Origin of the sequence: uncultured Helicobacter sp., from assembly GCF_937906905.1 — a bacterium.
GTDB lineage: Bacteria > Campylobacterota > Campylobacteria > Campylobacterales > Helicobacteraceae > Helicobacter_B.
The window spans coordinates 71,183-93,618 of record NZ_CALERY010000021.1 but is presented as its reverse complement, the minus strand read 5'-3'; the positions used below and the strand labels follow the sequence as shown (position 1 = coordinate 93,618).

The following is a 22,436-nucleotide window of genomic DNA, read 5'->3' as shown; positions in this document are numbered from 1 at the left end:
TCCTTATCCACAAGTTTATTTGCGCCAATCCAAGGCATCATCGCCCTTAGCCTGCCGCCGACTTTTTCAATTTTATGCGCGTTTAGATTCTTTCTCTCCGCATTCATTCTCGCATACCCAGCTTTTCGCTCCAAAATAAAGTCCTTAGCAAAGCGTCCCTCTTGTATATCTTTTAAAATCTCTTTCATCGCCTGTTTAGATTCTGCGTTTATCACTCTAGGACCGCTTACCATATCGCCATATTCTGCGGTATTTGAGATAGAGTATCGCATATTTGCTAAGCCCCCCTCATAGATTAAATCTACAATCAACTTTAGCTCGTGCAAACACTCAAAATACGCCATCTCTTCAGGGTATCCCGCTTCTACGAGCGTTTCAAACCCCGCTTTTACAAGGCTAGTTACCCCACCGCAAAGCACGGCTTGCTCGCCAAAGAGATCTGTCTCTGTCTCATCTTTAAAAGTTGTCTCTATAATGCCACTTCTGCCCCCGCCAATCGCACTTGCATAGCTTAGGGCAATCGCCTTTGCATCGCCCCTGCTTGTATCTTGCTCCACAGCGATTAGATCTGGGATTCCACCACCTTTGACAAACTCGCTTCTAACCGTATGACCCGGGGCTTTAGGGGCAACCATTATCACGCCCACACCCTTTGGAGCTTGAATCTGTCCGAAATGAATATTAAAGCCGTGTCCAAAGGCGATGATTTTATCTTCACTCAAATTTGGCTTAATATCCTGTGTGAATACATCAGCTTGCAGCTCATCTGGGATTAGGATCATAATCACATCGGCTTCTTTTGTCGCCGCAGCTACTTCTAGCACCCTAAAACCCTTTGCCTCTGCCTTAGCCCAGCTAGAGCCGCCCTTATACAGCCCAATAATAACTTCAACGCCAGAATCTCGTAAGTTTTCCGCGTGTGCGTGTCCCTGACTCCCAAAGCCAATGACGGCTACCTTTTTCTTTTGAATAAGTCCTAAATCGCAATCTTTATCGTAATATACTTGTAATGCCATTGTGTCGCTCCTTTTAGTTTAGATTCTCGTGAGAATCTAGGTTAGCGCGAGATTATAGCTAAATATTGCGATAGTTTTTGAAGCTAGTTTGACTTATATATAAAGAGCAATCATAGAAGCGGGCATTTTTAGATTCTTGTGCTATAATGCGCGGAATTTATCGCATGAGTAGGACTTAGGTGGCAAATGATTGAATGGATGCAAAAACATAAAAAATGGCTTGTTGTTACAATTTGGATCGCAGCGATCGCATTTATCGGGGCTGGCGGGTTTGCATGGGGAATGTATGACTACTCACTCTCCGGCAACTCCGTAGCCAAGGTCGGGAAAATCACAATAAGCAAGACAGAATTCTCACAAGCGTATCAACGCGAATTTGAAGCTCGCAATGCCCGACTAGGCGGAAACCTAGACGAAGCTCAAGCTAAAGCAATGGGACTAGACTCCCAAGTGCTAAATCAGCTCATCTCAAATGCGCTTATCCGCAACTATGCACTTGATTTGGGTTTGCGCGTGAGTGATGAGGAGCTTGCGCGCACAATCAGTAGCAATAAAGATTTTGCATTTTTACAAAGCGATGGCGTGCTGGATATGCAAAAGTATGATAGCTACATCGCTTCGCTTGGTATGAGCAAGCAGATATTTGAAGAATGGGTGCGAGACAAGATGCTTGAGCAAAAAATTATCGCGCTGCTTTTCCCACAAGTCGTAAGCGCTGGATCGCTGCCTACTACGGCGATCGAGCGAGAATCCATAGGCTTTAGCTTCGGGCTACAAGATAAGATTGAGATTAGCATTATCCATGGCGCAAGTCTCCCTATAAAGCTCGATGAAAAAGCACTAAAGGCATTTTGGGAGAAGCGCAAGGAGCAATATAAAACTCCTGCGAGCTACAAAGTCCAAGCTATCATCACCAAGACAAAGCTCCAGCCCTATGATGAGGCAGAGCTGCAAAGATTTTATGAGCAAAACTACATCACTCAAGAAGACAAAACAATCCCAGAATCTATAAAACCACAAGTGATCTTAGCACTCCAGCAGCGAAATGCCAAAATCGCCGCACTCAAGGAATACTCCGAGCTACAAAAATCCAAATCTACCAATACCAAAGAGTTGCTTATCTCACAGGATTCTAGTGATTTTAGTAGCGAGATTCTTGCCGCATTAGAATCTAACACCGCTGGAGCCACGCTAAAGCCACTTGCTTATAATGAGGATTTCATCACGCTAAAAATCATCGAAAAAAACGCTCCACGGACACAAAGCTTCGAAGCGGTGCGCAAAGAGATTCAAGAGGATTTTCTGCGCGAAGAACGATTAAAAGAGCTGAACACGCTTGCAAATGCAAGACTTAGCACATTCAAGGGGCAGGCTTTCAATGTGCGCATGCCCACCCAAGAGCAAATCGCGCGCCAGCAATATAAAATCGGGGATCTTGATTTCTATACTTCCATGGGGCTTGTGCAGCATATTTTTGATACCAATAAAAGTCCAAACTATGCTATAATTGGCGAAAATGCTGTGCTATTTAGGATAATGTCGCAATCAATTACCTCTCTGGATTCTCATGATATCAATATCGATGCAGTGGCGAGTGAGGTCAAAGTTGGACTTATATCGCAGCTTGTTTTTGAGTTTTTAGAGAAACGATACAAAATCCAGAGATTTATTTAGGGCGCTAGGAGGATAATTTGGAGCAGACAATCTTAGGCATCGACATTGGTTCGAGCAAAATTTGTGCTGTGATCGCCAATGTCCGCGATGGTGTGCCACATATCATTGGTGTAGGCAAGCACCGCTCACAGGGGATTAAAAAGGGTTTGGTTGTCAATATCGATCAAGCAAGCAAAGCCATCAAAGCTGCAGTCGCTGAAGCCAAGCGCGAAGCAGAAGGCACAGAATCTGTCAATAAAGCTATCATTTCCGTCTCTGGCGCCTATACCAAGAGCCTACTAAGCTCTGGTGTCTATAATGTAACAGAAAATGAAATTGGCATTAAAGAGATTGGTAAAGCTCTAAATAACGCTGTTTATAATGCTACAATCCCTGATGAATTTGATGTTATCCATGTGCTACCCTATAAATTTCGGCTTGATGAGCAAGATCAGATCGAAGACCCAATGGGCATGACAGGGCGCAGGCTGGAAGTATTTGCTCACATTGTTACTGCCCAGCATTCAAGCTTGGAAAATCTCCGCAAAACAATCAATCTCGCAGGTATTGATATCCAAAATATTGTGCTAGCCTCATATGCTTCCTCTATCGCAGTGCTTAGCGATGATGAAAAAAACTTAGGCGTAGCGTGTATCGACATCGGTGGAAGCACTTGTGAGATTATGATCCACGATGGCAATGCCATGCGATATAACAATTTCTTTGGTGTAGGATCGCACCATATCACAAGCGATTTGGCTATGACACTCAATACCAAAATCTCTGCCGCAGAAGAAGTCAAGATCCGCTATGGGGATTTGAGTGTAGATTCTAGGTCTAGCAGTCCTGATGGGATTGAGGGGCATGTGATAGAGGAGCAGAAAATTGAAGTTCCATCTGTAGGCGTAGATGAAGCGGTGCATTTCGTCCCACTAACCAAAGCCCAAGCCATCATCAAAGCACGCGTTATTGAAACATTTGGTGTGCTCGCACGACATATTGAGAGCAGTGGGTTGAAAGATAGGCTGGGCGCAGGAATCGTGCTCACAGGCGGAATGATGAATATGCAGGGGATTCGCGAGCTTGCTAGAGCACTTTTCCGCAATATCCCAACTAGAATTTCAAAAACAATAGAAATGCCCGGTCTCTATGATGAGTTGCGCGATCCGGCGTATTCCACAGTGCTTGGGCTTGTCTGGTATGGCGCTGGGAAATGCACAAATTACGAGCGCGATTCCATGGGTAAAATCTACCACAAAGAAGCCAAAAATACCGAAAGCTCTGTGCCTACATTTACACAGCAATCCTATGTCAATCGGGATTTTCAAAATATCCTAGATGCAGACCTCTCCAATCTTAAAGAAGATCTCACACAAGGAGTGCAGTATAATATGCCAGAGACGAAAGCAAGCGACCAGGATTCTGTATTAGGCAAAGCCAAGCGGACGATCGCAAAGCTCGCAGAAAGACTATTTTAGAAAGGAAGCACGATGACACAAGATACACAAATAGAAATCCAAGAGTTCAAACATCAGCCAATTAAAGGAGCCAAAATCATCATTATCGGTGTTGGCGGTGGTGGATCAAATATGGTGACACATCTCTATAGCAGGAATACGCATAAAGATCTTACGCTTATCATAGCCAACACTGACAATCAGCATCTCCACGCCTGTCCAGTGCCCAATAAAATCCAGCTGGGCGAACGACTCACAGGCGGACTTGGCGCTGGGGCAGATGATGAGGTGGGCAAAAAAGCCGCGCTTGAGAGTGCCGATGAAATCAAACAAAAGCTTGAGGGTGCAGATATGGTTATCTTGTGTGTGGGGCTTGGTGGCGGCACAGGGACAGGGGCAGCACCAGTGATCGCACAGATTGCCAAAGACATGGGGGCACTCACCGTGTCTATCAGCACCAAACCATTTGTGTTTGAAGGCTTAAAGCGTGCCAAAACTGCAGCGCGCGGGTTTGATGAGCTAAGCAAGGCAAGTGATTCTAATATCGTCGTCCCAAATGACAAAATTCTTTCCACCATTGGGCGTGCTACTGGGTATCGAGAGAGTTATTCACATGTCGATGAGATTCTCGCGCGTGCAGCCAGCGGAATATCAAGCGTAATATTAGGCTGCGGCACCGCAGATATGAATGTGGATTTTGCAGATTTGCGCAAGGTTATGCAATGTAGAGGTTTAGCGCTCATGGGCGTGGGTGAAGGTGCTGGAGAAAACTCCTGTATTGACGCCCTGCGCAACGCGATAGAATCTCCTCTGTTTGACAATCTTTCCATCAATGGCGCGAAAGGTATTATTATAAATTTTGAAATGAACCCAGACTTCCCACTTATGCAGATCACTGAAGCAATGCAATATGTCTATGAGGTTGCTGATAGTGAAGCTGATGTAATTATGGGGACAAGGACAGATGAAGAAATCCCTGTGGATTCTATGCGCGTAACAGTAATTGCCACAGGGTTTGAAAAAACTATCGCTACACCTAAAAGTGCCGCCAAACCGCAGGAAGCACAAAAGCCGGCTGCTAAGCCGCAGGAAGCGGTTTTGCCAGATATTTTTAGACAGCTTGCCGTGGGTGGAGAAGAAGTGAGTGTGGATTATGACAAGCCAGCGTGGGAGCGCAATAAAATGGACTAAGCCCCGGGGTAATCTACTAAGCACCTAGCAAAGCACTAGAATCTCCTACTCATACTTTCCAAGCACGCAGTAAAATCAATCCCTAGATTCTACTGCGCGACATCTCTAATGAGCACAACCGAAAAAAATAAGCCAAGGAATTGGATTTTACCACACCACCTAAGCCTATAAAAATCGCAACACTAGAGTTTTAGCATAGATTCTAGCATGGTAATTATATTCTCAATTACCTGTGCGCCTTCTTCGTCGCTAAGTGTGGTTGTGGGATTTGGGAGAAAACAAAAACGCTTATCCTGCGTGCGCCAGCGCATATCATCATCTCTAGGAAAAAGCGCAATCGTAGGCGTATAGAGATTGGCTGCCAAATGCAATGCTCCTGTGCTAGGGCTGATTATTACGCTCATTTGTCCTATAAGCGCTGCGAGATCCAGCAGTGAACTGGTATTGCGGTAGATGATACAGCGCTCTTGTAAGCGGTGGTGCGTGCTGGTGTTTTGTGGATTGTTTGTGGCTTGGCTAGATTCTGGCAGGCTATTCTCACTCGCACTATCATATGCGCAAATTGCCTCCATAAACTGCGAATGCACTTTATCATAAGTGCAAACCACTGGCACGCAATAAGGCAGTGTGCCAATCCTATCAATCAGCCTAAGCCAGAGATGTAGCGGAAGTGAATATCGCGCAAGGACAGAAAAAGGATTAACCAAAATCAAATACAGCGGCATAGATGAGCCACTCACACTAAGCGCACTTGGATTTAGCCTGGGATCTACGCTAGATTCTGGCTTGGATTCTCGCATGATGTTTGCTAGCGTGAGTTTGCGCAAAGTGTGAGGGCGATTAGACTCTACAAGCGACCGATGCGCTCGTGTAAAGGCAATTTTAGATTCTAGCTGCTTATCCCAAGCAAAATCTGGCACAATATCCTCTCGCCCAATCCAAACAAGACTCTCGCGCAAAGCTGCCCTCACCCTAGATCGCCGCTGCCGGCTTGCCGTGCTGTCATTTGCCACCATGCAGTCGCGATAATCCACAGAACCTATCATGCGATCAAAGTGCCTAGAATCTACCGCGCGTGCATAGAGTAGCCCAGTCTCACGATGTGTGATATGACGATTGAAAATTGCCACACTGCGGATACGCGGGCTCAACAAGGTGGCAAGCTTCATGCGCGTGATAATCGTGCGCACATTGGTGGAGCGCAAGAAACGCAGCTGCCATTTTTTACAACTACCAGTAATAAGATAATGCGCATGATAAGCATTGATATGCGTTTTGTTGATAGGGTTTGTGAGCTTGCCTTCGAGCAAGCAAAACTCATCGACAATATCCAGCTCACTAAGCAGCTCCTGAAGCACATTGCGAGCAAAAACCACCAAGTAGCAGTCATAGATTCTCTTAATAGCTAGCAGCATATCAAGAGCGATGGTATTATCACCTAGCCCATTGACATTATCACCGATAAGACAGATTATTGTTGGTTTCTGTGAGGATTGTATGCTGGATTTGAGGGTGTGCTGACTTGTGCCATGAGGATTTTTATAGGTGTTTGGATTATTAGCTATGATTTGATTCATGAGGTAGCCTTTGTGGGCAGTGGCGCACCCAAGAGGATTCGAACCTCTGGCCTACGGCTTAGAAGGCCGTTGCTCTATCCAGCTGAGCTATGGGCGCAGATTGGGGTGGTGCGCCCGAAGGGAGTCGAACCCCTAACCCCCAGATCCGAAGTCTGGTGCTCTATCCAATTGAGCTACGAACGCATAAAATGGGGTGGATGATGGGGCTCGAACCCACGACCCTCAGTGCCACAAACTGATGCTCTAACCAACTGAGCTACACCCACCATGAGATAACTAAAGAAGAAGAGAAAGTCCTAAAATGGTCGGGGCGAAAGGATTCGAACCTTCGACCCCTTGGTCCCAAACCAAGTACTCTAACCAGACTGAGCTACGCCCCGCGCCGAACATTTTAGAAACGGCGATTATAGCCAAAGCATTCTAAAAATGTCAAGCCAGAATCTCCATGTAAATCACCCGATAAGCTCTGGATACAATACACCAATCATAGCCCTAAGCAGCCTTAGCACGCACAAACAAAAACACCACCGCTAGCCCATACAGCACAAAGCCCATAATCACAAACATTTCAATAAGCCCAAAGACTTTGACAATGGGCTGTGTGAGAAAAGGCGAGCAAAACTGCCCCATAAACAAAAAGCTTGCTAAAAATCCATACGCCTTAGGACGCTCGCTATCACTTGCTAGCATATAGAGCCACGAGCTATTATTGATGAGTATAAGCCCAAGCCCAGCCCCTATACACATAAGCGCGAAAAGCAAGGAAGTATAATTGTAAAAAAAGCCGATGATAAATAGTCCCGTCCCTATCAGCATAAGCGCGACAGAAGCAATATGCTTGATAGAGAGAAATGCGCGCACGCGGTTATACATTAGGCTGAAAAACGCCATAGCCAAGCTTGTGCTAGCCATAGAAATACCAATTTGAGAATTAGGCTTTTCTAAGATATGGGAGATGAAAAAGGGGATTTGTGTGGGCACGACATTAAACATCATCATCGCAAAAAATCCTAGAAAATACACAGGAGCAAATTTATAGAGCCAAGCCCCCATAGCACGCAATCGCTGCACAAAAGAGTCGTGCGATACCTTTGGGGCTTGTGGGATAGCTTGTGGCTCAAAGAGTGCGAATTTGACATACAGCAGGATAAAAACCCCACCTAAATAGGCAAGAAACGGAAACCGCCAGCCAATTTCTGCGAGCATTCCCCCACCCACAAGGAATATCGCCCCACCAATCGCCATAGCGAAATTTTGCGTGCTAAGGACCTTTTCTCTTACCCTGCCTTTGTAGTAGTCCCCTATCAGCACGCCCACACCTGTGGCTAAAAACGCCGTGGCGACCCCTAAGAAAAAGCGCGATACAAGCAAGGCATAGAGATTATCGAGCATAAAGCCGCTTGCCCCAGCCACGCTCCATAGCACCAACGCAGCAAAGATGATAGGCAGCCTTTTATATGCTGCATACACAAACCCAGCTAGAGGCGAAAAAATCATAATCGATAGTGCCGGTAGTGTCAAAATAAGCTTAGAGAGCATATCCGCGTGTGGTATGCTAGCAAAATGCGCTTCAAGCTCAGGCAAACTTGGCGCGATAATCGTAGGACCAAGCACGGTAGTAGAAGCGATAGCAAAAATAGCGAGCCTAGTGGCAAGCGTTGATTTTGGAGTGTTAGGTGTGATATTGCCGCCAGTGCCAGATGTGGAATTAGGTATAGGACTAGCTTCTGGTAGATTCTGCGGTGTGCTGGGCGTATGTGCTGTGTGCATAAACTCTCCTGGATTAGATTCTGGCTTAGGCTCTCTTGCCCTAAGACAGAATCTGGCATGTATTGCGCGCATGACATCATAAATAAGTAAAGCCAAAAGGTCCCAATTATAACATGCTAGGCATTGTATCTATGTTTATAAAAAACATATAATATTTAGACTCTCATCTATTCTTAAGGAGTTTTCATGGTTTTCACACGCACTCGTATAATCGCAAAAAGCCTATGCACACCTGTAGCCGCTCTGGCTGTAAGTGGGCTATTGCTAGGGGGCTGTTTTGCCCAGAAAGGTGCTCCAGCACAAGAGCCACAAGTCTCCATGCAACAATGCGCACAGATTGATCGTGTCGAGATTGCAGCAAGCAAGGTTAATGAGCTAAACATCACAGCTGATCAAATCACACAAGAGATCAGCCCTAAACTTTTTGAACTATGTGAAAAGCTTGATCAAGTCTATACAGCTCATATTAACTATGAAAGCAAGCTCGATCAAGCTGTGAGCACAACAAAACTCACAGCCAAAGAGACAAAAACCGCGACATTTGCCATAAATCTTGAGCTAAAAGCGGAGGGGAAGACCTATACATTTAATGGCAAAGCAATGCTAGAAGCCAGCGGGAAAAAAGTCCTAGACATCGGCGAGAGCGTCCAAATCGAGCCAAAAGACAAACAAATGCTCATCAAACAAGCCGTGCAAGCCGCAATAAACGAAGCTCAAAAAGCAATAAAAGCAGATTCTGCCAAGAAAGTTGCCGAGCCAGCCCCAGGGCAAACCACCGAAAAAACTACCGAGCAAGTTAGCCAAGAAGCTGGCAAATAACACTGGAGAAAGCCAGCCAAACCCCAGGGTAGATTCTATGTAGAATCTACCCCCCCCCCCACAATTTAAACGCCAAGTTTCTAAGGAGTAATATGCGGCATATCGAGGGTAAGCCCAATATCATCTACCCATGTAAGTGGGAGTTTCGAATTATTGGCGAGAGCCAAGAGCGTCTCACTACAATCATTCAAGAACTCGTGCAAAAGCCCTATAATCTCATCATTAAAAACCACTCAAGCAAAGGACGCTTCATCTCTATGCACCTTGATGTAGAAGTTATCGATGAAACCGAGCGAAACTCCATTTACAGCGCGCTTTCTTCCCACCCAGAAGTTAAAATGGTGCTATAGATTTCAGCAAAATTTAAATAAAAATATCTTACAAACGCCCCCGCTTATAAACACTATACCAAATACTAAGGACACCTATGCAAGCGCAAATCACACAAGAGCAAATCACCACTCTTCTCTCCCAAGTTCTATACCCAAACTTCCAAAAAGACATCGTGAGCTATGGCTTTGTCAAAGAAATTAAAACCACTGGAGATAGTTCGTGCGAGATTCTCATAGCCATTCCCTCCAGCGACTCAAATGTCGCCAAAGCCCTGCATGATAGAATCGATAACACCATGAAAAAAGCTGGCATAAATGCTAAGATCTCTATTCAAACCCCCACACCCCAGAATCCAGCGCAAGACTCTGCTCCTAAAGGCAAAAACCTGCTTCCACAAGTGAAGCACTTCATCATGGTAAGCTCTGGCAAAGGTGGCGTAGGGAAATCCAGCGTAGCGACAAATCTCGCCATAGCCCTAGCCATGGAAGGGAAAAAAGTCGGGCTGCTGGATGCGGATATCTATGGACCAAATATTCCACGCATGTTTGGCGTGCATGGGCAAAAGCCAAACCTCGATCCAAGTGGCAAAAAGCTTATCCCTCTGCATGCTTATGGTGTAGATTTGATGAGTATGGGCATGCTCTTTGATGAGGGAGAAAGCCTGATATGGCGCGGTCCCATGCTCATGCGCGCGATTGTCCAAATGTTTAGCGATGTGGTGTGGGGGGATTTAGATATCATGGTGCTTGACATGCCTCCAGGCACAGGTGATGCACAACTCTCAATCGCCCAAAATATCCCAGTGAGCGCAGGAGTAGCCATAACCACACCCCAGCTCGTAAGCCTCGATGATGGCGCGCGCGCACTTGATATGTTTGTCAAGCTCTCAATCCCAATCGCAGGTATAGTAGAAAACATGAGCAGCCACATCTGTGCTAACTGCGGCTGCGAGCAAGAAATCTTTGGCAAAGACACCACGCTCCCACTCGCACAAAAATACAACACGCAAGTCATCGCCAAAATCCCGCTTGACCCTAGCGTGCGCGAGGGTGGGGATAATGGCAAACCCGTGGTGTATTTCGCACCAGATTCTGCTATTGGCAAAGCTTATCGCAAAATGGCACATACGCTGCTAGAGTTTTTCACACAACATACTAATACTGATAACTCCACAATCCAACCCCGCTAAACACATCTCCCTAGATTCTGCTTTCTGGATCTGTGTCCAGCCTGCCAGAAGCCCACGAATCATTCGGGATTTGTGTTTTATAAGCTCTGCTATAATGCGGCGTGATGTTTTGAGCTAGATTCTTGCTAGGTTTATGAAAATTTAGCGTATAAGATTTGAAGAAGGCAGGGCATGCTAGTTAGCACTCTTGATTTGAAAAACGACTCTATCATCAAGCTATTTTTCTACTATTTTATCCCTGCTCTTTGTGCGATGCTAGCTCTCTCTACCTACTCCACGATTGATGGGATCTTCGTGGGGCAAAAGATTGGCACAGATGGCTTGGCGGCTATTGGGGCGTGCTGGGCGGTGTTCCCTGCGTGTATTGCCTATGAGCTGCTCTTTGGCTTTGGGGGGGCGGCGATTGTGTCGTATTTTTTAGGAAGTGATCGCGCGGCTAGGGCTAGGCTGGTGTTTAGCTCGATTTTTTATTTTGTGGCGATTAGCTCGGTTGCCATTGGGGTGCTGGGCTTTGTGCTTGTCGATGAGATTTTAGGCTTCCTTACGCGTGGTAAAAATATTTCTAGCGAGATTTACGCGCTAGCTAGAATCTACCTGCAAATCACCTTTCTTGGTATGCCCTTTTTGATTTTGCACCCATTAAGCGATATTTTTGTCGTCAATGATAAGCGACCGCTTCTTGGTATGTTTGCGATGATTTTGGGATCTGCGAGCAATATTGTGCTGAATTATGTGTTTTTGTTTGTGCTTGATATGGGGATTGAAGGCAGCGCGCTAGCGACTATTTTGGCGCATTTTATAGGATTTAGCGTGCTGCTTGGGCATTTTGTGCGCAAAAGGGGGGCATTATTTTTTATCCCTAGATTTTCCTTCGCTGCGGTTATTTCTTCGGCTAAGAGTGGCTTGCCAGAGAGTATATCCGAGCTTTCAGCGGCTATTATGATGGTGCTTTATAATGGCGCGCTTTTAGGCATAGCTGGGAGTGTGGGGCTGGCGGTGTATAGCGTGGTGCTGTATTGTGGGATTGTGTTTTTTACCATTTTGCTCTCTGTCTCGCAAGCTTTGCAGCCTATTGCTAGCTTTAATTATGGGGCTGGGAATTTCGCTAGGCTGCGCTACGCGCTTGGCTTTGCGCTTATTGTGGTGGTGGCTATCGGGCTTATGCTGTATGGGGTGTTTTATGCTTTCGCGCCGTATTTTGTGGGCTTTTTTGTGGATTCTAGCAATGAGGTGGCGGCTCTAAGCGTGAAGGCTATGGATATTTACTACATCGGCTATGTGCTGCTAGGCGTGAATATGGCGTGCGCGATTTTCTTGCAGTCTATCCAGCGCACGATAAGCTCTATCATCATCACCATTTGCTATACATTTTTGTTTATCGCGCTGCTTTTGCCGCCTTTGAGCGAGGGCTATGGGCTAGATGGGGCGTTTGCTAGCTATCCTGTGGCGCAGGGCTGCGCACTTGTGGTGGCTATGCTTGTTATGGGCTATGAGCTAGGCTATGGCATTTTATCTGGCAATGCCCCAAGTGGCAGGACATTGTGGAAAAGGAGAAAACATCGTGGCTAATAAAACACCTAATAATCTTAGCACTCAAGCTAGTGCGCAAGATAGTGCGCCAAGGAATGATCGAATCGAGCTTAAAGATGAACACCCCATAGAGTCCAACACTGGGGCAAATGGAATATCGGGGGATAAGATCGAGCTTAAAGATGAGAATAAGGTGCGAAAACATACCTGGGGAGAAGAGCCCGGAGGCTTTGAAGTCAAACCAGAATCTGATCGCGATGATTCTAGGTGCAATGGGATTCTGGATTCTAGAGACGATGCTCCAGTGCCTATACAAGCCAATAAAACAAGTAGAAGGTTTTTCAAGCTTTTTGGTAGCAAATCCCTCGTATCCCAGACACATGCTGAACACGAGCGATATATTCTACTATTTGATTTAGACGGGACACTGCTTGACTCTATTGATGGAATTTATCATAGCTTCACGCATGCGTGTGGTGTAGATTTTTCACCCACTTTAGATGAGGTTCGATCGCTTATTGGGCTACCGCTTAACGAGATGTTTATACGGGTGGGATTCTCGGCAAAAGAAGCGCAAAATAGGGTTATCCTCTACAAAAATAACTATCGTAAAATCTATTTAGAGAAAACAAAATTGTTACCAAATGTAATAGAATCACTCATTATGGCAAGCGGCTTTGCGCATCTTGGAGTCGTTACGACAAAGACTGCGCAGTATTCTAAGCATATCTTGCGACATTTTGATATTTTGAAGTTTTTCTCTGTGGTGATTGGCAGCGAAGATGTGCAGCACCCAAAGCCTAGCGCAGAGCCGATTTTGAAAGCTCTTTGCTCTTTGCCCATTGCGCCAAAGGAGCAGGTATTTATGATTGGCGATACGATCTATGATTTAGAGGCGGCACACAATGCGCAGATTAACGGCGTGTGGGTGCGTAGCGGCTATGGCGTGGGGCTAGAATCCAGTGCGAATGCAAGCTTTGATAATGTTTATGATGCAGTCAAAGCCCTGCGTGCGCAAGCCAAAGAATATGATGACAATTGGCACTCTCTCTAAGCCACCTAGATTCCAGCTCTCTGCCGCCACCCCCAACTCTTGTTGCACTCCTTGTTATGTCTTTGGCGATACATTCAAAGCTAGGGATTACAAAATCTAGATTCTATATATTGTTACTTTTATATACAATTTAGGCAAGAATTTTTTATCTTTTTGTGTGAAATTGCCTACTTATATCTTGGTTTAATATTTTCCATGCTAGAATCCCAGGCGTTTCCTGCATTTCTACGATGTTTGTGTGCGTGTAATAATTTGCAAAAACAGCGCGAGCAAGTTAGGAGTCAGGGTATCAACTTCATTAAGGAGAATCTATGCTAGAGATACGATGGCATTCACGAGCGGGTCAAGGTGCGGTAACAGGCGCAAAAGGGCTTGCTGATGTGATCGCAACAACAGGGAAAGAAGTGCAGGCATTCGCGCTCTATGGCTCGGCTAAACGCGGCGCGGCGATGAGCGCGTATGATAGGATTGATGATGAGCCCATTTTAAACCACGAGAAGTTTATGGAGCCAGATTATGTGCTAGTGATTGACCCGGGGATTGTGTTTATCACTGATATTTGTGCCAATGACAAGCCCGATACCAAATACATCATCACCACGCATTTATCAAAAGAGGAGCTAATTGCCAAAAAGCCTGATTTGCAAGGCAAGACGCTTTATACCCTTGATTGCATTCAAATCGCGCTTGATACCATTGGCAAGCCAATCCCAAATGCCCCTATGCTTGGTGCATTTGTGAAAATATCTGGGATTTTAGAGCTTGAGTATTTCAAAAAGGCTTTTACAAAAGTGCTTGGCAAGAAGCTGCCACAAGCAGTGATTGATGCCAATATGGAAGCTATACAACGCGCGTATGATAGTGTGAAATAACCACAAGGAGTAAATGATGAAAGATTGGACAGAGTTAGAAATTGGCTCGGTGTTGTTTCCCTTTGAAAAAGATGGGGTAGAGACTTTGCGCCAGCATAATAATGAGCGCAGCTATACCAAAGAAAGCTCTTATGGCACGAGTGTGGCGCATTGGCGCATTGATAAGCCTGTGCATAATAGCGAGATTTGTATCAACTGCTTTAACTGCTGGATGTATTGCCCTGATGCAGCGATTTTGGTGCGTGATGAGAAGCTAAAGGGCGTGGATTATATGCACTGCAAGGGTTGCGGCGTGTGCGTAGATGTCTGCCCGACCAATCCCAAATCCCTGCTAATGTTTAATAACCACGAGGCAAATGAAGTAGCCCTTAGCAAGTGGCCCGCCAAAGAAGAAAAGAAAAAGAGAGAGGAGTAAGCTATGCCAAAAGTTATGGAACTTGACAAAATAGTTGTATGGGATGGCAATATGGCGGCGTGCCAAGCGATGCGCCAAGCCCAAATCGATGTAGTCGCAGCCTATCCCATCACGCCCTCAACGCCTATCGTGCAAAACTATGGGACATTTGTGAGCAATGGCTACATTGATGGAGAGTTTTTGCTTGTAGAGTCTGAGCACGCAGCAATGAGTGCTTGCGTGGGTGCAGCAGCAGCTGGTGGTCGCGTGGCGACAGCGACAAGCTCGCAAGGATTTGCACTTATGGTAGAAGTGCTTTATCAAGCTTCTGGTATGCGCTTGCCAATTGTGCTAAATCTTGTCAATCGCGCGCTTGCTTCACCGCTTAATATCCACGGCGATCATTCAGATATGTATCTAGGGCGCGATGCAGGCTGGATCAATCTGTGCGCGATGAACCCCCAAGATGCCTATGACCTTAATCTCCTAGCTTTTAAAATCGCTGAAGATATGCGTGTGCGCATTCCTGTGATTGTTAATCAAGATGGCTTCCTATGCTCCCACACAGCCCAAAATGTCCGCCCCTTAAGCGATGAGCAAGCTTATGCCTTTATCGGCGAGTATAAGGAGAAAAACTCCCTATTTAACTTCGAGCACCCAGCTACCTATGGTGCGCAGGCAGAAGAAGAGTGGCACTATGAGCATAAAGCGCAGCTGCACAATGCACTTATGCGCTCGCAAGCTGTCATAGAAGAAGCATTTAGCGCGTTTAAAGCACTCACAAATAGAGAGCATAAGGTTGTAGAAACCTATGATATGGACGATGCAGAAGTGGCTATTTTCGCACTTGGGACCACAGCAGAATCTGCCCGCGTAGCGGCAAAAACAGCGCGCAAAAATGGCATTAAAGCAGGGGTTGTGAGCGTGAAAGTATTCCGCCCATTCCCCTACGCGCTTGTGGGTGAAGCACTAAAGCACACAAAGGCGGTTGGCATTATGGATAAGAGCTTGCCTGCTGGTGCTATGGGGGCGTTGTTTAATGAAGTTGGAGCGGCGTTGTATCAGGTGCCAGATTCTGCACACCCTGTGCTTAGTAACTATATCTATGGTTTAGGTGAGCGCGATATTACGCAGGTGGATTTAGTGGAGATATTCCGCGAGCTAGATGCAAATGCTAAGGCTGGCAAGCTCACGCACCCCACACAGCAGTTCATCGGCTTGCGCGGTCCAAGAATGAGCTTTTATTAAGAAAAATTGTAAGGAGAAGTTATGGTAAGAGAAGTAAAAAACTTAAAGCAATTTTCCAAAGCGGCGGAGAAGTTTGAAGGCTCGCATATTTTATGCCCGGGCTGTGCGCACGGGATTATCATTAGAGAGGTGCTAAATGCCGTGGAAGGTCCTATTGTCATTGGCAATTCCACAGGCTGCCTTGAAGTCTCTACGGCGGTATATCCACACACTTCTTGGGATGTGCCTTGGATTCACATTGGCTTTGAAAATGGCTCGACTGCGGCAGCTGGAGCAGAGACGATGTATCGCGCCCTAGCGAAAAAGGGACGATATAAAGGCGAGAAGCCTAAGTTTGTCGCCTTTGGCGGTGATGGCAGCACTTATGATATTGGATTCCAGTTTATTAGCGGCTGCTTTGAGAGAGGGCACGATATGACTTATATCTGCCTTGATAATGAAGTCTATGCCAACACAGGCGGGCAGCGGTCAAGCTCCACGCCCATTGGCTCTAGCACTTCTACCACACCTGCTGGAAGTGCTAGCTATGGAAAAAAGGAGCGCAAAAAGGATATGCTTTTTGTAATGGCAGCGCACGGCAGCCCATATGTAGCGCAAGTCGCGCCCAACAAATGGAAAGATATGAATAAAAAGATCAAGCAAGCAATCGACACAGAAGGACCAACTTTCATCAACGCAATGAGTGCTTGCACCACAGAGTGGCGGTTTGAGTCTAATAAGACGATTGATGTCTCTGATCTTGCAGTGGATTCTCTGGCGTTCCCGCTGTTTGAAATCATCAATGGCAAAGAAGTGCATATCACCTATCGTCCTAAAAATATTATCCCTGTGAGGGATTATCTAGGCGCACAAGGGCGGTTTAAGCACCTTTTCAAACCAGAAAATGCCCATATCATCGAAAAATTCCAAAAAGAAGTCGATGAGCGATGGGAGCATTTGCAGCGAATGGAAGAGGCAAATAAAATTGTCGTAGGATCATAAGTGGATTTTATGCGTATTGTGCTATGGTAATGCAACTTTTTTGAAAGGATTGTAGATGAAAAATACATTGCGTGTAGTATGTGGCTTTTGGCTTGTGTTGGCAGCGGTTTTGCTAGGTGGCTGTGGCGATGAGCAATCAAGCACAAATGCCCTAGAATCCATTAAGCAAAAGGGCAGTGTTACTATTGGTGTCTTTGGCGATAAGCCGCCCTTTGGCTATATTGATGCAAAGGGGCAGAATGCCGGCTTTGATGTGTATATCGCCAAGCAAATTGCCAAAGACTTGCTTGGCAGTGAAGAGAAAGTGCGCTTTGTGCTTGTAGAAGCAGCAAATCGCATTGAATTTTTAAAATCCAATAAAGTGGATATTATGATGGCAAACTTCACGCGCACCGATGAGCGCGCACAGCAAGTGGATTTTGCCAATCCATATATGAAAGTTTCGCTGGGAGTTGTTAGCAAAGATGGCGCAATTACCGATATAGAACAACTCAAAGACAAAACACTCATTGTCAATAAAGGCACGACTGCAGATTTTTACTTTAGCAAAAATCACCCAGAAATTAAGCTGCTAAAGTTTGAGCAAAATACCGAGACTTTCGCAGCCCTGCAAGATGGCAGGGGCGATGCGCTAGCGCACGATAATACCCTGCTCTTTGCTTGGGCAAAGGAGAATCCAGGATTTAAAGTCGGCATTAGAGAGCTAGGGAGTGCAGATGTCATCGCCCCAGCGGTTAAAAAGGGTAATGCCGAGCTGCTTGAGTGGCTAAATGACGAAATCACCAAACTCCAAAAAGAAGGCTTTCTCCTAGAAGCCTATGCGCAGACTCTCCAGCCAGTCTATGGCGATGATGTGCAGGCGAGCGAAGTGGTATTTAAATAGATTTTGTGGTGGGCAAGTAGATTTTTGCTTAGATATAGGACGCAATGCAGGTTGAGCTGGATTCTAGTGGGAGGGCTTATATCTCCCAGAATCCAAAGTATCCAGAATCTAGCATATGTGCGAAATCTAGCTAAATCTACACCCAGTATCCTGCCCGCTCTCTGCCTATATCAATCTCCATTTTTGCAGCTTTTTTATATTTGACTACCTCTCCTATCTTTTGACTATATCGCAACTCCATACTGCCTATGGCTGCAATATCAATGACAAGCATGCAAGATAAATCGTGCAAAAGCGATTATAAAAATATCGTAGCAAAGGTTGTTTTTTGAAAATCTAGCGTATTATTTTGGAGCTTCCCTATATTGCGGATAAAATAACACTTAGCCTAGATTCTACTAGCCCAGAATTCATACCAAGCAGAATCTAACTCTTAGCTCTAGTGCTGACCCAGAGCATAGCAATCCCTAGCAAAAGTGCGAGCGATGAAGCATAGAGAATAGCTAGCTTTGAAATCATCACCGCTTTCTTAGCATTCTCCATATCAATGTATGCCAGATTTGCCACAAAGATCGACATCGTAAATCCAATCCCAGCCAGAATACCCACGGCAAATACTTGCAAGAAACTTAGGCTCGCGGGCTTTGTCGCAAGCCCAAGTTTCACACCAAGATAAGCAAACACAAAAATCCCAAGTGGCTTGCCTATCACAAGCCCTATCACCGTGCCAGTAAAAATCCCATCTACATCAAAATCCACCCCAGAATCCACCGCCACGCCCGCGTTAATGAAAGCAAATATCGGCACGATGAAATAGGAGCAAAGCGGGTGCAAGACACTTTGCAAACGCAAAAGTGGATTCTGGGCTTGCAAAGAGTAGCGTGAGATAGAATCCAAAATCTCCACACGCCGCGACTGCTCCTCGATATTAAATTTCTTGTGCGCCGCATTGCTTACTGCACTATCTGTGAAAAAGTTTTTAAGGCTTTGTATAATCGCACGCAGGCTAAATCTCGCTTGCTGGATATTTGTCTCGAAAAAATCATTGCCATGCTGCGTGTAGGTGCGGATAGATTCTAGCTCGCGCTTGAGATTAAGCAAACAATTATCAGAAACATTAGAGCGCCCTGGGATACAAAATGCCAAAATCACCGCCGCAATCGTGGCATGCACTCCGCTATTAAACACCATAATCCACAGCAGCACACCAAGAGCCAGAAAACTCGAGAGCTTATAGGTGTCTTTGTGATTGATATAGATTAGCATAGCTAATACCAGCCCAGCACATGCCAGCCAACCAATATGGAGCTTAGTGGTATAAAACAGCACGATGACCAAAATCGCGCCCAAATCATCTACCACCGCAAGCGTTACGAGAAATATTTTGCAGCTTAGGGGCACACGCTTACCAAGAAAAAGAATCGCACCTAGCGCAAATGCTGTATCCGTGCTCATCGCCACGCCAAAGCCATTGGCACTAGGTGTGCCCTGGTTGAAATAGAGATAAATCCCAATAGGCACGATAATCCCACCAATAGCAGCAAGCATGGGGAAAATAATTTTCTTAAACCCAGCAAGCTCGCCATAGAGAATCTCACGCTTCATCTCTAGCCCCATCATTAAGAAAAACAAGCTCATCGCTACATCATTGACAAAATGCTCTACACTCATTCCCGTAGAATAAGGACCCAAAAATGCGCCAAGCTCAAGCTCTTTTAGTGCAAAATACAGCGGCGAGAATTTGGAATTTGCCACAAGCATGGCAAATATCACGCAAAAAAACAGCAAAATCCCACTAAATGACTCATGATTGATAAAAGCGTTTAGATCTCGTTTTAGGCGGTTTTTGATATAGGTGTTTGTGGGCTGCGGCATGAATCTCAAAATCCTCTTGTGCCAAATAAATTGCGCCATTATACTAAAGCCCTTAGAGTCTTGCAAGACTCTAAGCAATATAGAATTGGGGTCTTGTGTGGTGGCAGAGTGGCGCTTAATGGTAAATTTATCAAATAAGTAATACCATGCGCACATAAAATAAAAATGATTCTTAGATTTTAATCCTCCATGTTTAAGCCTAAGAATCAAGATCTACAAATCACCTGGGAGAGTAGCTATGGATTTTCTACGCGAACATTTAGATTTTATTGTGTTTGCCATTCTTGGAATGATGAGTTTTGTGGCATTGTGGCTTAGCGTTGAGCGCTTGATTTTCTATGCACGCGTAGATGTAAGCGTCTTCCCTACGCTCGATGCACTTGAAGAATCGTTAGGCAAAAATCTCACTGCCCTTTATATTATCTACTCAAATGCCCCTTATATCGGGCTACTTGGCACGGTATGCGGGATTATGATTACATTTTATGACATGGGAATGAGTGGAGGCATGGACGCAAAAACCATCATGGTAGGTCTCTCTCTCGCGCTCAAAGCCACTGCACTTGGGCTATGTGTGGCGATCCCCACGCTCATGATCTATAATATCCTCCTGCGCCGATCCGAAGTCCTTGCCAATCGCTACAAAACCCAAAAGAGCGACAAATGAAACCAAAACGCGCAGAGGGATTAAATATCGTCCCGTTTATCGATGTTATGCTCGTATTGCTAGCTATCGTGCTAAGCGTCTCGACATTCATTGCCCAGGGTAAAATCCCCATAAACCTCCCCCAAGCGGACAATATCGATAAAAAACTCGATGACAAAGTCGTGCATATTGTCATTAGCGCGGAGAACCTTATCTATATCGACGATGAGCCACAGGATCAAAACAGCCTACGCGAGCGTATCAATACTATCAACAATGAAACTATGATCGAGCTCAAAAGCGATAAGGACGCGAAGTTTGAAAGCTTTGTGCAAGTCATTAGCATTATCAAGGACAAAGGGCATGAGAATTTCTCAATCGCTGCGCAGACAAATTGAGAGCCCGACATTTTTGGGGTTTTGCGTCGCGCTTATAGTGCATGCGCTCGCGCTTATCTGGCTAGTAGGGGTGCTTAAAAGTGAGCAGGTCGCTCAGCAGGGTAATGCCCCTATCACCATGAGCCTAGCAAGCTTTAACACAAACGCACCACAAAAAGCCTACTCCAAACCCGCTAAATCCACCCCAAAACCCACCAAAGCACGCAAGAAAAAGCACAAAACCAAGCACAAAATCCCCACCCAAGAGATTTTAGAAGAAACTCCGGAGCAGGAGCGCTCTCAAGAGCTGGCTAAAAATCAGCCCCAAACCCCCACTCAAGAGACTCAAAACGAGCAAGAAAGCCCATCAAACCAAACTTCCGAAGGCTCCACACAAGAGCTTTTGGCGCATAATGAGGGGATTGATGATGAGTTTTATCGCAAGGTCGAAGCCGCCATTGCCAAAAAGCACGACTACCCCCAACTCGCGAGAATCCGCGGTATGCAAGGCAGAGTAGAAGTAGAATTTATTCTCGATGTCGATGGCAGTATTGAAGACATACACATAGTGCGATCAAACACTGGCAACCTGCTTAATAAGCAAGCTATCCAGACCATAAAAGATGCACATAAGCTTTTCCCAGTCCCAAGCAAACGGGTGCGACTGAAGATTCCCATAAACTATGGGCTAGAACAAAGCTAGAATCTAGAGCACGCCGTCTCCCTGGCTTTGGGGAGGTTGCTTGTATGATAATCGTGAAACACTTCATATTTACCCTACCAGCGTGCGACCAAGTGCGTCCTGTTTCCTAAACTTGCACAGCCATGATTTTCAATACAGGCTTTATCCTGTGCGTGTTTTATTCAACCCCAGGAATTTAGATTCCACTAGAATCCTTATCTACCATCGCGACCCTTAGTAATTGTTCGTAAAGTGGTGGGGAAAAGTGCTTCTCTTACATCAGTCATAGACTAACAGAATCTAAACATTAGATTCTCATTTGCCAAGTGCGCCTTGCTTTAGCCTATACTTTAATGCATTTTAAAGCGCTTTTGTATGAAAATTGCGCGACATAAATTCTAGCAGAGCCTACAAGCAAAGCAAAAGGATAGCAATGGAGAGTGTATCTGGGATATTGATGTCGTATTATATGTGGATTAAAGCAGTGCATATTATGAGTGTGATCGCGTGGATGGCAGGGCTATTTTATCTCCCTAGGCTATTTGTCTATCATAGTCAAAATAGAGATTCTAGGGAGTTTGTGCGGATCATCAAGCTGCAAGAATACCGCCTTTTTGCCTACATTATGCGCCCAGCAATGCTTGCTAGCGTGATCACAGGCTCAATGCTTATTATCGCAAATACAGCGATTTTCAAAAGTGGAATGTGGATTCACATCAAGCTCACGCTTGTGGCTTTGCTGCTGATTTTTCACATCGCTTGTGGGATATTTGCTAGCAAAATGCAAAGAGAGTCCTGCGAGCTTAGTCCGCGATTTTTCCGCGTGTTTAATGAAGTCCCAACACTGCTGATGATTGGTATCGTGCTATGCGCGGTGCTGAAATTTTAG

21 protein-coding genes and 4 tRNA genes are annotated in these 22,436 nt (G+C 45.5%); 17 read left to right on the top strand and 8 right to left on the bottom strand.

Annotated elements, in window-relative coordinates; genetic code table 11:
- The coding region (gene ilvC, locus Q0171_RS05245; RefSeq protein WP_299327466.1) for a ketol-acid reductoisomerase at positions 1 to 1,016 on the bottom strand (1,016 nt) is incomplete at its 3' end.
- Between the two features lie 186 nt (positions 1,017 to 1,202).
- Here ilvC and Q0171_RS05240 point away from each other — a divergent pair.
- The 3 genes from Q0171_RS05240 to ftsZ are packed head-to-tail and all read left to right on the top strand — an operon-like array spanning position 1,203 to position 5,317.
- Complete coding sequence (locus Q0171_RS05240; protein ID WP_299327464.1) at positions 1,203 to 2,690, top strand: SurA N-terminal domain-containing protein; 1,488 nt, start codon at positions 1,203 to 1,205, stop codon at positions 2,688 to 2,690.
- A gap of 17 nt (positions 2,691 to 2,707) precedes the next feature.
- On the top strand, positions 2,708 to 4,147 hold the full coding sequence (gene ftsA / locus Q0171_RS05235) for a cell division protein FtsA (RefSeq protein WP_299327462.1): 1,440 nt from the start codon (positions 2,708 to 2,710) through the stop codon (positions 4,145 to 4,147).
- A gap of 12 nt (positions 4,148 to 4,159) precedes the next feature.
- Positions 4,160 to 5,317 (top strand): cell division protein FtsZ, encoded by a 1,158-nt coding sequence (gene ftsZ / locus Q0171_RS05230; protein ID WP_299327460.1) that lies wholly within the window; start codon positions 4,160 to 4,162, stop codon positions 5,315 to 5,317.
- A gap of 182 nt (positions 5,318 to 5,499) precedes the next feature.
- Here the strand turns inward: ftsZ and Q0171_RS05225 are convergent, their stop codons facing one another.
- The 6 genes from Q0171_RS05225 to Q0171_RS05200 all read right to left on the bottom strand — a co-directional run bounded on the left by Q0171_RS05225 (position 5,500) and on the right by Q0171_RS05200 (position 8,760).
- Positions 5,500 to 6,894: a glycosyltransferase family 9 protein gene (locus Q0171_RS05225; protein ID WP_299327458.1), complete on the bottom strand. Its 1,395-nt coding sequence runs from the start codon at positions 6,892 to 6,894 to the stop codon at positions 5,500 to 5,502.
- Positions 6,895 to 6,914: 20 nt separating this feature from the next.
- Positions 6,915 to 6,991: transfer RNA gene (locus Q0171_RS05220), tRNA-Arg, on the bottom strand.
- Positions 6,992 to 7,000: 9 nt separating this feature from the next.
- Positions 7,001 to 7,077 (bottom strand) — tRNA-Arg (locus Q0171_RS05215).
- Between the two features lie 6 nt (positions 7,078 to 7,083).
- Positions 7,084 to 7,160, bottom strand: a tRNA-His gene (locus Q0171_RS05210).
- 36 nt (positions 7,161 to 7,196) lie between these two features.
- Positions 7,197 to 7,274, bottom strand: a tRNA-Pro gene (locus Q0171_RS05205).
- Positions 7,275 to 7,386: 112 nt separating this feature from the next.
- Positions 7,387 to 8,760, bottom strand: a complete 1,374-nt coding sequence (locus Q0171_RS05200) for an MFS transporter (RefSeq protein ID WP_299327456.1) — start codon at positions 8,758 to 8,760, stop codon at positions 7,387 to 7,389.
- Positions 8,761 to 8,850: 90 nt separating this feature from the next.
- On the opposite strand from Q0171_RS05200, the gene Q0171_RS05195 reads away from it, so the two are divergent.
- The 10 genes from Q0171_RS05195 (at position 8,851) to Q0171_RS05150 (ending at position 17,967) form a co-directional block, all read left to right on the top strand.
- Complete coding sequence (locus Q0171_RS05195; RefSeq protein WP_299327454.1) at positions 8,851 to 9,483, top strand: hypothetical protein; 633 nt, start codon at positions 8,851 to 8,853, stop codon at positions 9,481 to 9,483.
- A gap of 92 nt (positions 9,484 to 9,575) precedes the next feature.
- Entirely contained in the window at positions 9,576 to 9,833 is a 258-nt protein-coding gene (locus tag Q0171_RS05190; RefSeq protein ID WP_299327452.1) for a DUF493 domain-containing protein, read from the top strand.
- Between the two features lie 77 nt (positions 9,834 to 9,910).
- Positions 9,911 to 11,005, top strand: coding sequence for an Mrp/NBP35 family ATP-binding protein (locus Q0171_RS05185; RefSeq protein ID WP_299327450.1), 1,095 nt, complete (start codon positions 9,911 to 9,913; stop codon positions 11,003 to 11,005).
- Between the two features lie 171 nt (positions 11,006 to 11,176).
- On the top strand, positions 11,177 to 12,574 hold the full coding sequence (locus tag Q0171_RS05180; RefSeq protein WP_299327448.1) for an MATE family efflux transporter: 1,398 nt from the start codon (positions 11,177 to 11,179) through the stop codon (positions 12,572 to 12,574).
- The gene (locus Q0171_RS05175; RefSeq protein WP_299327446.1) at positions 12,567 to 13,589 is read left to right on the top strand and encodes an HAD family hydrolase; all 1,023 of its coding nucleotides are present in this window, start codon (positions 12,567 to 12,569) and stop codon (positions 13,587 to 13,589) included. The genes Q0171_RS05180 and Q0171_RS05175 overlap by 8 nt, the downstream gene beginning before the upstream one ends.
- 311 nt (positions 13,590 to 13,900) lie before the next feature.
- Entirely contained in the window at positions 13,901 to 14,461 is a 561-nt protein-coding gene (locus Q0171_RS05170; RefSeq protein WP_299327444.1) for a pyruvate flavodoxin oxidoreductase subunit gamma, read from the top strand.
- Between the two features lie 16 nt (positions 14,462 to 14,477).
- Positions 14,478 to 14,876: a 4Fe-4S dicluster domain-containing protein gene (locus tag Q0171_RS05165; RefSeq protein WP_023930045.1), complete on the top strand. Its 399-nt coding sequence runs from the start codon at positions 14,478 to 14,480 to the stop codon at positions 14,874 to 14,876.
- 3 nt (positions 14,877 to 14,879) lie between these two features.
- Positions 14,880 to 16,103, top strand: a complete 1,224-nt coding sequence (locus Q0171_RS05160) for a 2-oxoacid:ferredoxin oxidoreductase subunit alpha (protein ID WP_299327440.1) — start codon at positions 14,880 to 14,882, stop codon at positions 16,101 to 16,103.
- A 21-nt stretch (positions 16,104 to 16,124) separates the two neighbouring features.
- Positions 16,125 to 17,084: a thiamine pyrophosphate-dependent enzyme gene (locus tag Q0171_RS05155; RefSeq protein ID WP_299327438.1), complete on the top strand. Its 960-nt coding sequence runs from the start codon at positions 16,125 to 16,127 to the stop codon at positions 17,082 to 17,084.
- A 55-nt stretch (positions 17,085 to 17,139) separates the two neighbouring features.
- A complete protein-coding gene (locus Q0171_RS05150) occupies positions 17,140 to 17,967 on the top strand; it encodes a cysteine ABC transporter substrate-binding protein (protein WP_299327436.1) in 828 nt (275 codons plus the stop codon).
- Between the two features lie 426 nt (positions 17,968 to 18,393).
- Here Q0171_RS05150 and nhaA read toward each other — a convergent pair whose 3' ends face one another.
- Entirely contained in the window at positions 18,394 to 19,842 is a 1,449-nt protein-coding gene (gene nhaA, locus Q0171_RS05145) for a Na+/H+ antiporter NhaA (protein WP_299327434.1), read from the bottom strand.
- A 238-nt stretch (positions 19,843 to 20,080) separates the two neighbouring features.
- Here nhaA and exbB point away from each other — a divergent pair, with 238 nt between their 5' ends.
- The 4 genes from exbB to hemJ all read left to right on the top strand — a co-directional run bounded on the left by exbB (position 20,081) and on the right by hemJ (position 22,436).
- Positions 20,081 to 20,509, top strand: coding sequence for a TonB-system energizer ExbB (exbB, locus tag Q0171_RS05140; RefSeq protein ID WP_299327432.1), 429 nt, complete (start codon positions 20,081 to 20,083; stop codon positions 20,507 to 20,509).
- Positions 20,506 to 20,886 (top strand): TonB system transport protein ExbD, encoded by a 381-nt coding sequence (exbD, locus tag Q0171_RS05135; RefSeq protein ID WP_299327430.1) that lies wholly within the window; start codon positions 20,506 to 20,508, stop codon positions 20,884 to 20,886. Before exbB ends, exbD begins: the two co-directional genes overlap by 4 nt.
- Positions 20,852 to 21,568, top strand: coding sequence for an energy transducer TonB (locus Q0171_RS05130; RefSeq protein WP_299327428.1), 717 nt, complete (start codon positions 20,852 to 20,854; stop codon positions 21,566 to 21,568). The genes exbD and Q0171_RS05130 overlap by 35 nt, the downstream gene beginning before the upstream one ends.
- Before the next feature lie 412 nt (positions 21,569 to 21,980).
- On the top strand, positions 21,981 to 22,436 hold the full coding sequence (gene hemJ, locus Q0171_RS05125; protein WP_299327424.1) for a protoporphyrinogen oxidase HemJ: 456 nt from the start codon (positions 21,981 to 21,983) through the stop codon (positions 22,434 to 22,436).

Excerpts from the sequence above, each read along its gene's own strand:
- Q0171_RS05240 (WP_299327464.1), top strand. The coding sequence starts at position 1,203 with ATGATTGAATGGATGCAAAAACATAAAAAATGGCTTGTTGTTACAATT.
- ftsZ (WP_299327460.1), top strand. The coding sequence starts at position 4,160 with ATGACACAAGATACACAAATAGAAATCCAAGAGTTCAAACATCAGCCA.
- Q0171_RS05225 (WP_299327458.1), bottom strand. The coding sequence starts at position 6,894 with ATGAATCAAATCATAGCTAATAATCCAAACACCTATAAAAATCCTCAT.
- Q0171_RS05195 (WP_299327454.1), top strand. The coding sequence starts at position 8,851 with ATGGTTTTCACACGCACTCGTATAATCGCAAAAAGCCTATGCACACCT.
- Q0171_RS05190 (WP_299327452.1), top strand. The coding sequence starts at position 9,576 with ATGCGGCATATCGAGGGTAAGCCCAATATCATCTACCCATGTAAGTGG.
- Q0171_RS05185 (WP_299327450.1), top strand. The coding sequence starts at position 9,911 with ATGCAAGCGCAAATCACACAAGAGCAAATCACCACTCTTCTCTCCCAA.
- Q0171_RS05180 (WP_299327448.1), top strand. The coding sequence starts at position 11,177 with ATGCTAGTTAGCACTCTTGATTTGAAAAACGACTCTATCATCAAGCTA.
- Q0171_RS05170 (WP_299327444.1), top strand. The coding sequence starts at position 13,901 with ATGCTAGAGATACGATGGCATTCACGAGCGGGTCAAGGTGCGGTAACA.
- Q0171_RS05165 (WP_023930045.1), top strand. The coding sequence starts at position 14,478 with ATGAAAGATTGGACAGAGTTAGAAATTGGCTCGGTGTTGTTTCCCTTT.
- Q0171_RS05160 (WP_299327440.1), top strand. The coding sequence starts at position 14,880 with ATGCCAAAAGTTATGGAACTTGACAAAATAGTTGTATGGGATGGCAAT.
- Q0171_RS05155 (WP_299327438.1), top strand. The coding sequence starts at position 16,125 with ATGGTAAGAGAAGTAAAAAACTTAAAGCAATTTTCCAAAGCGGCGGAG.
- Q0171_RS05150 (WP_299327436.1), top strand. The coding sequence starts at position 17,140 with ATGAAAAATACATTGCGTGTAGTATGTGGCTTTTGGCTTGTGTTGGCA.
- nhaA (WP_299327434.1), bottom strand. The coding sequence starts at position 19,842 with ATGCCGCAGCCCACAAACACCTATATCAAAAACCGCCTAAAACGAGAT.
- exbB (WP_299327432.1), top strand. The coding sequence starts at position 20,081 with ATGGATTTTCTACGCGAACATTTAGATTTTATTGTGTTTGCCATTCTT.
- exbD (WP_299327430.1), top strand. The coding sequence starts at position 20,506 with ATGAAACCAAAACGCGCAGAGGGATTAAATATCGTCCCGTTTATCGAT.
- Q0171_RS05130 (WP_299327428.1), top strand. The coding sequence starts at position 20,852 with ATGAGAATTTCTCAATCGCTGCGCAGACAAATTGAGAGCCCGACATTT.
- hemJ (WP_299327424.1), top strand. The coding sequence starts at position 21,981 with ATGGAGAGTGTATCTGGGATATTGATGTCGTATTATATGTGGATTAAA.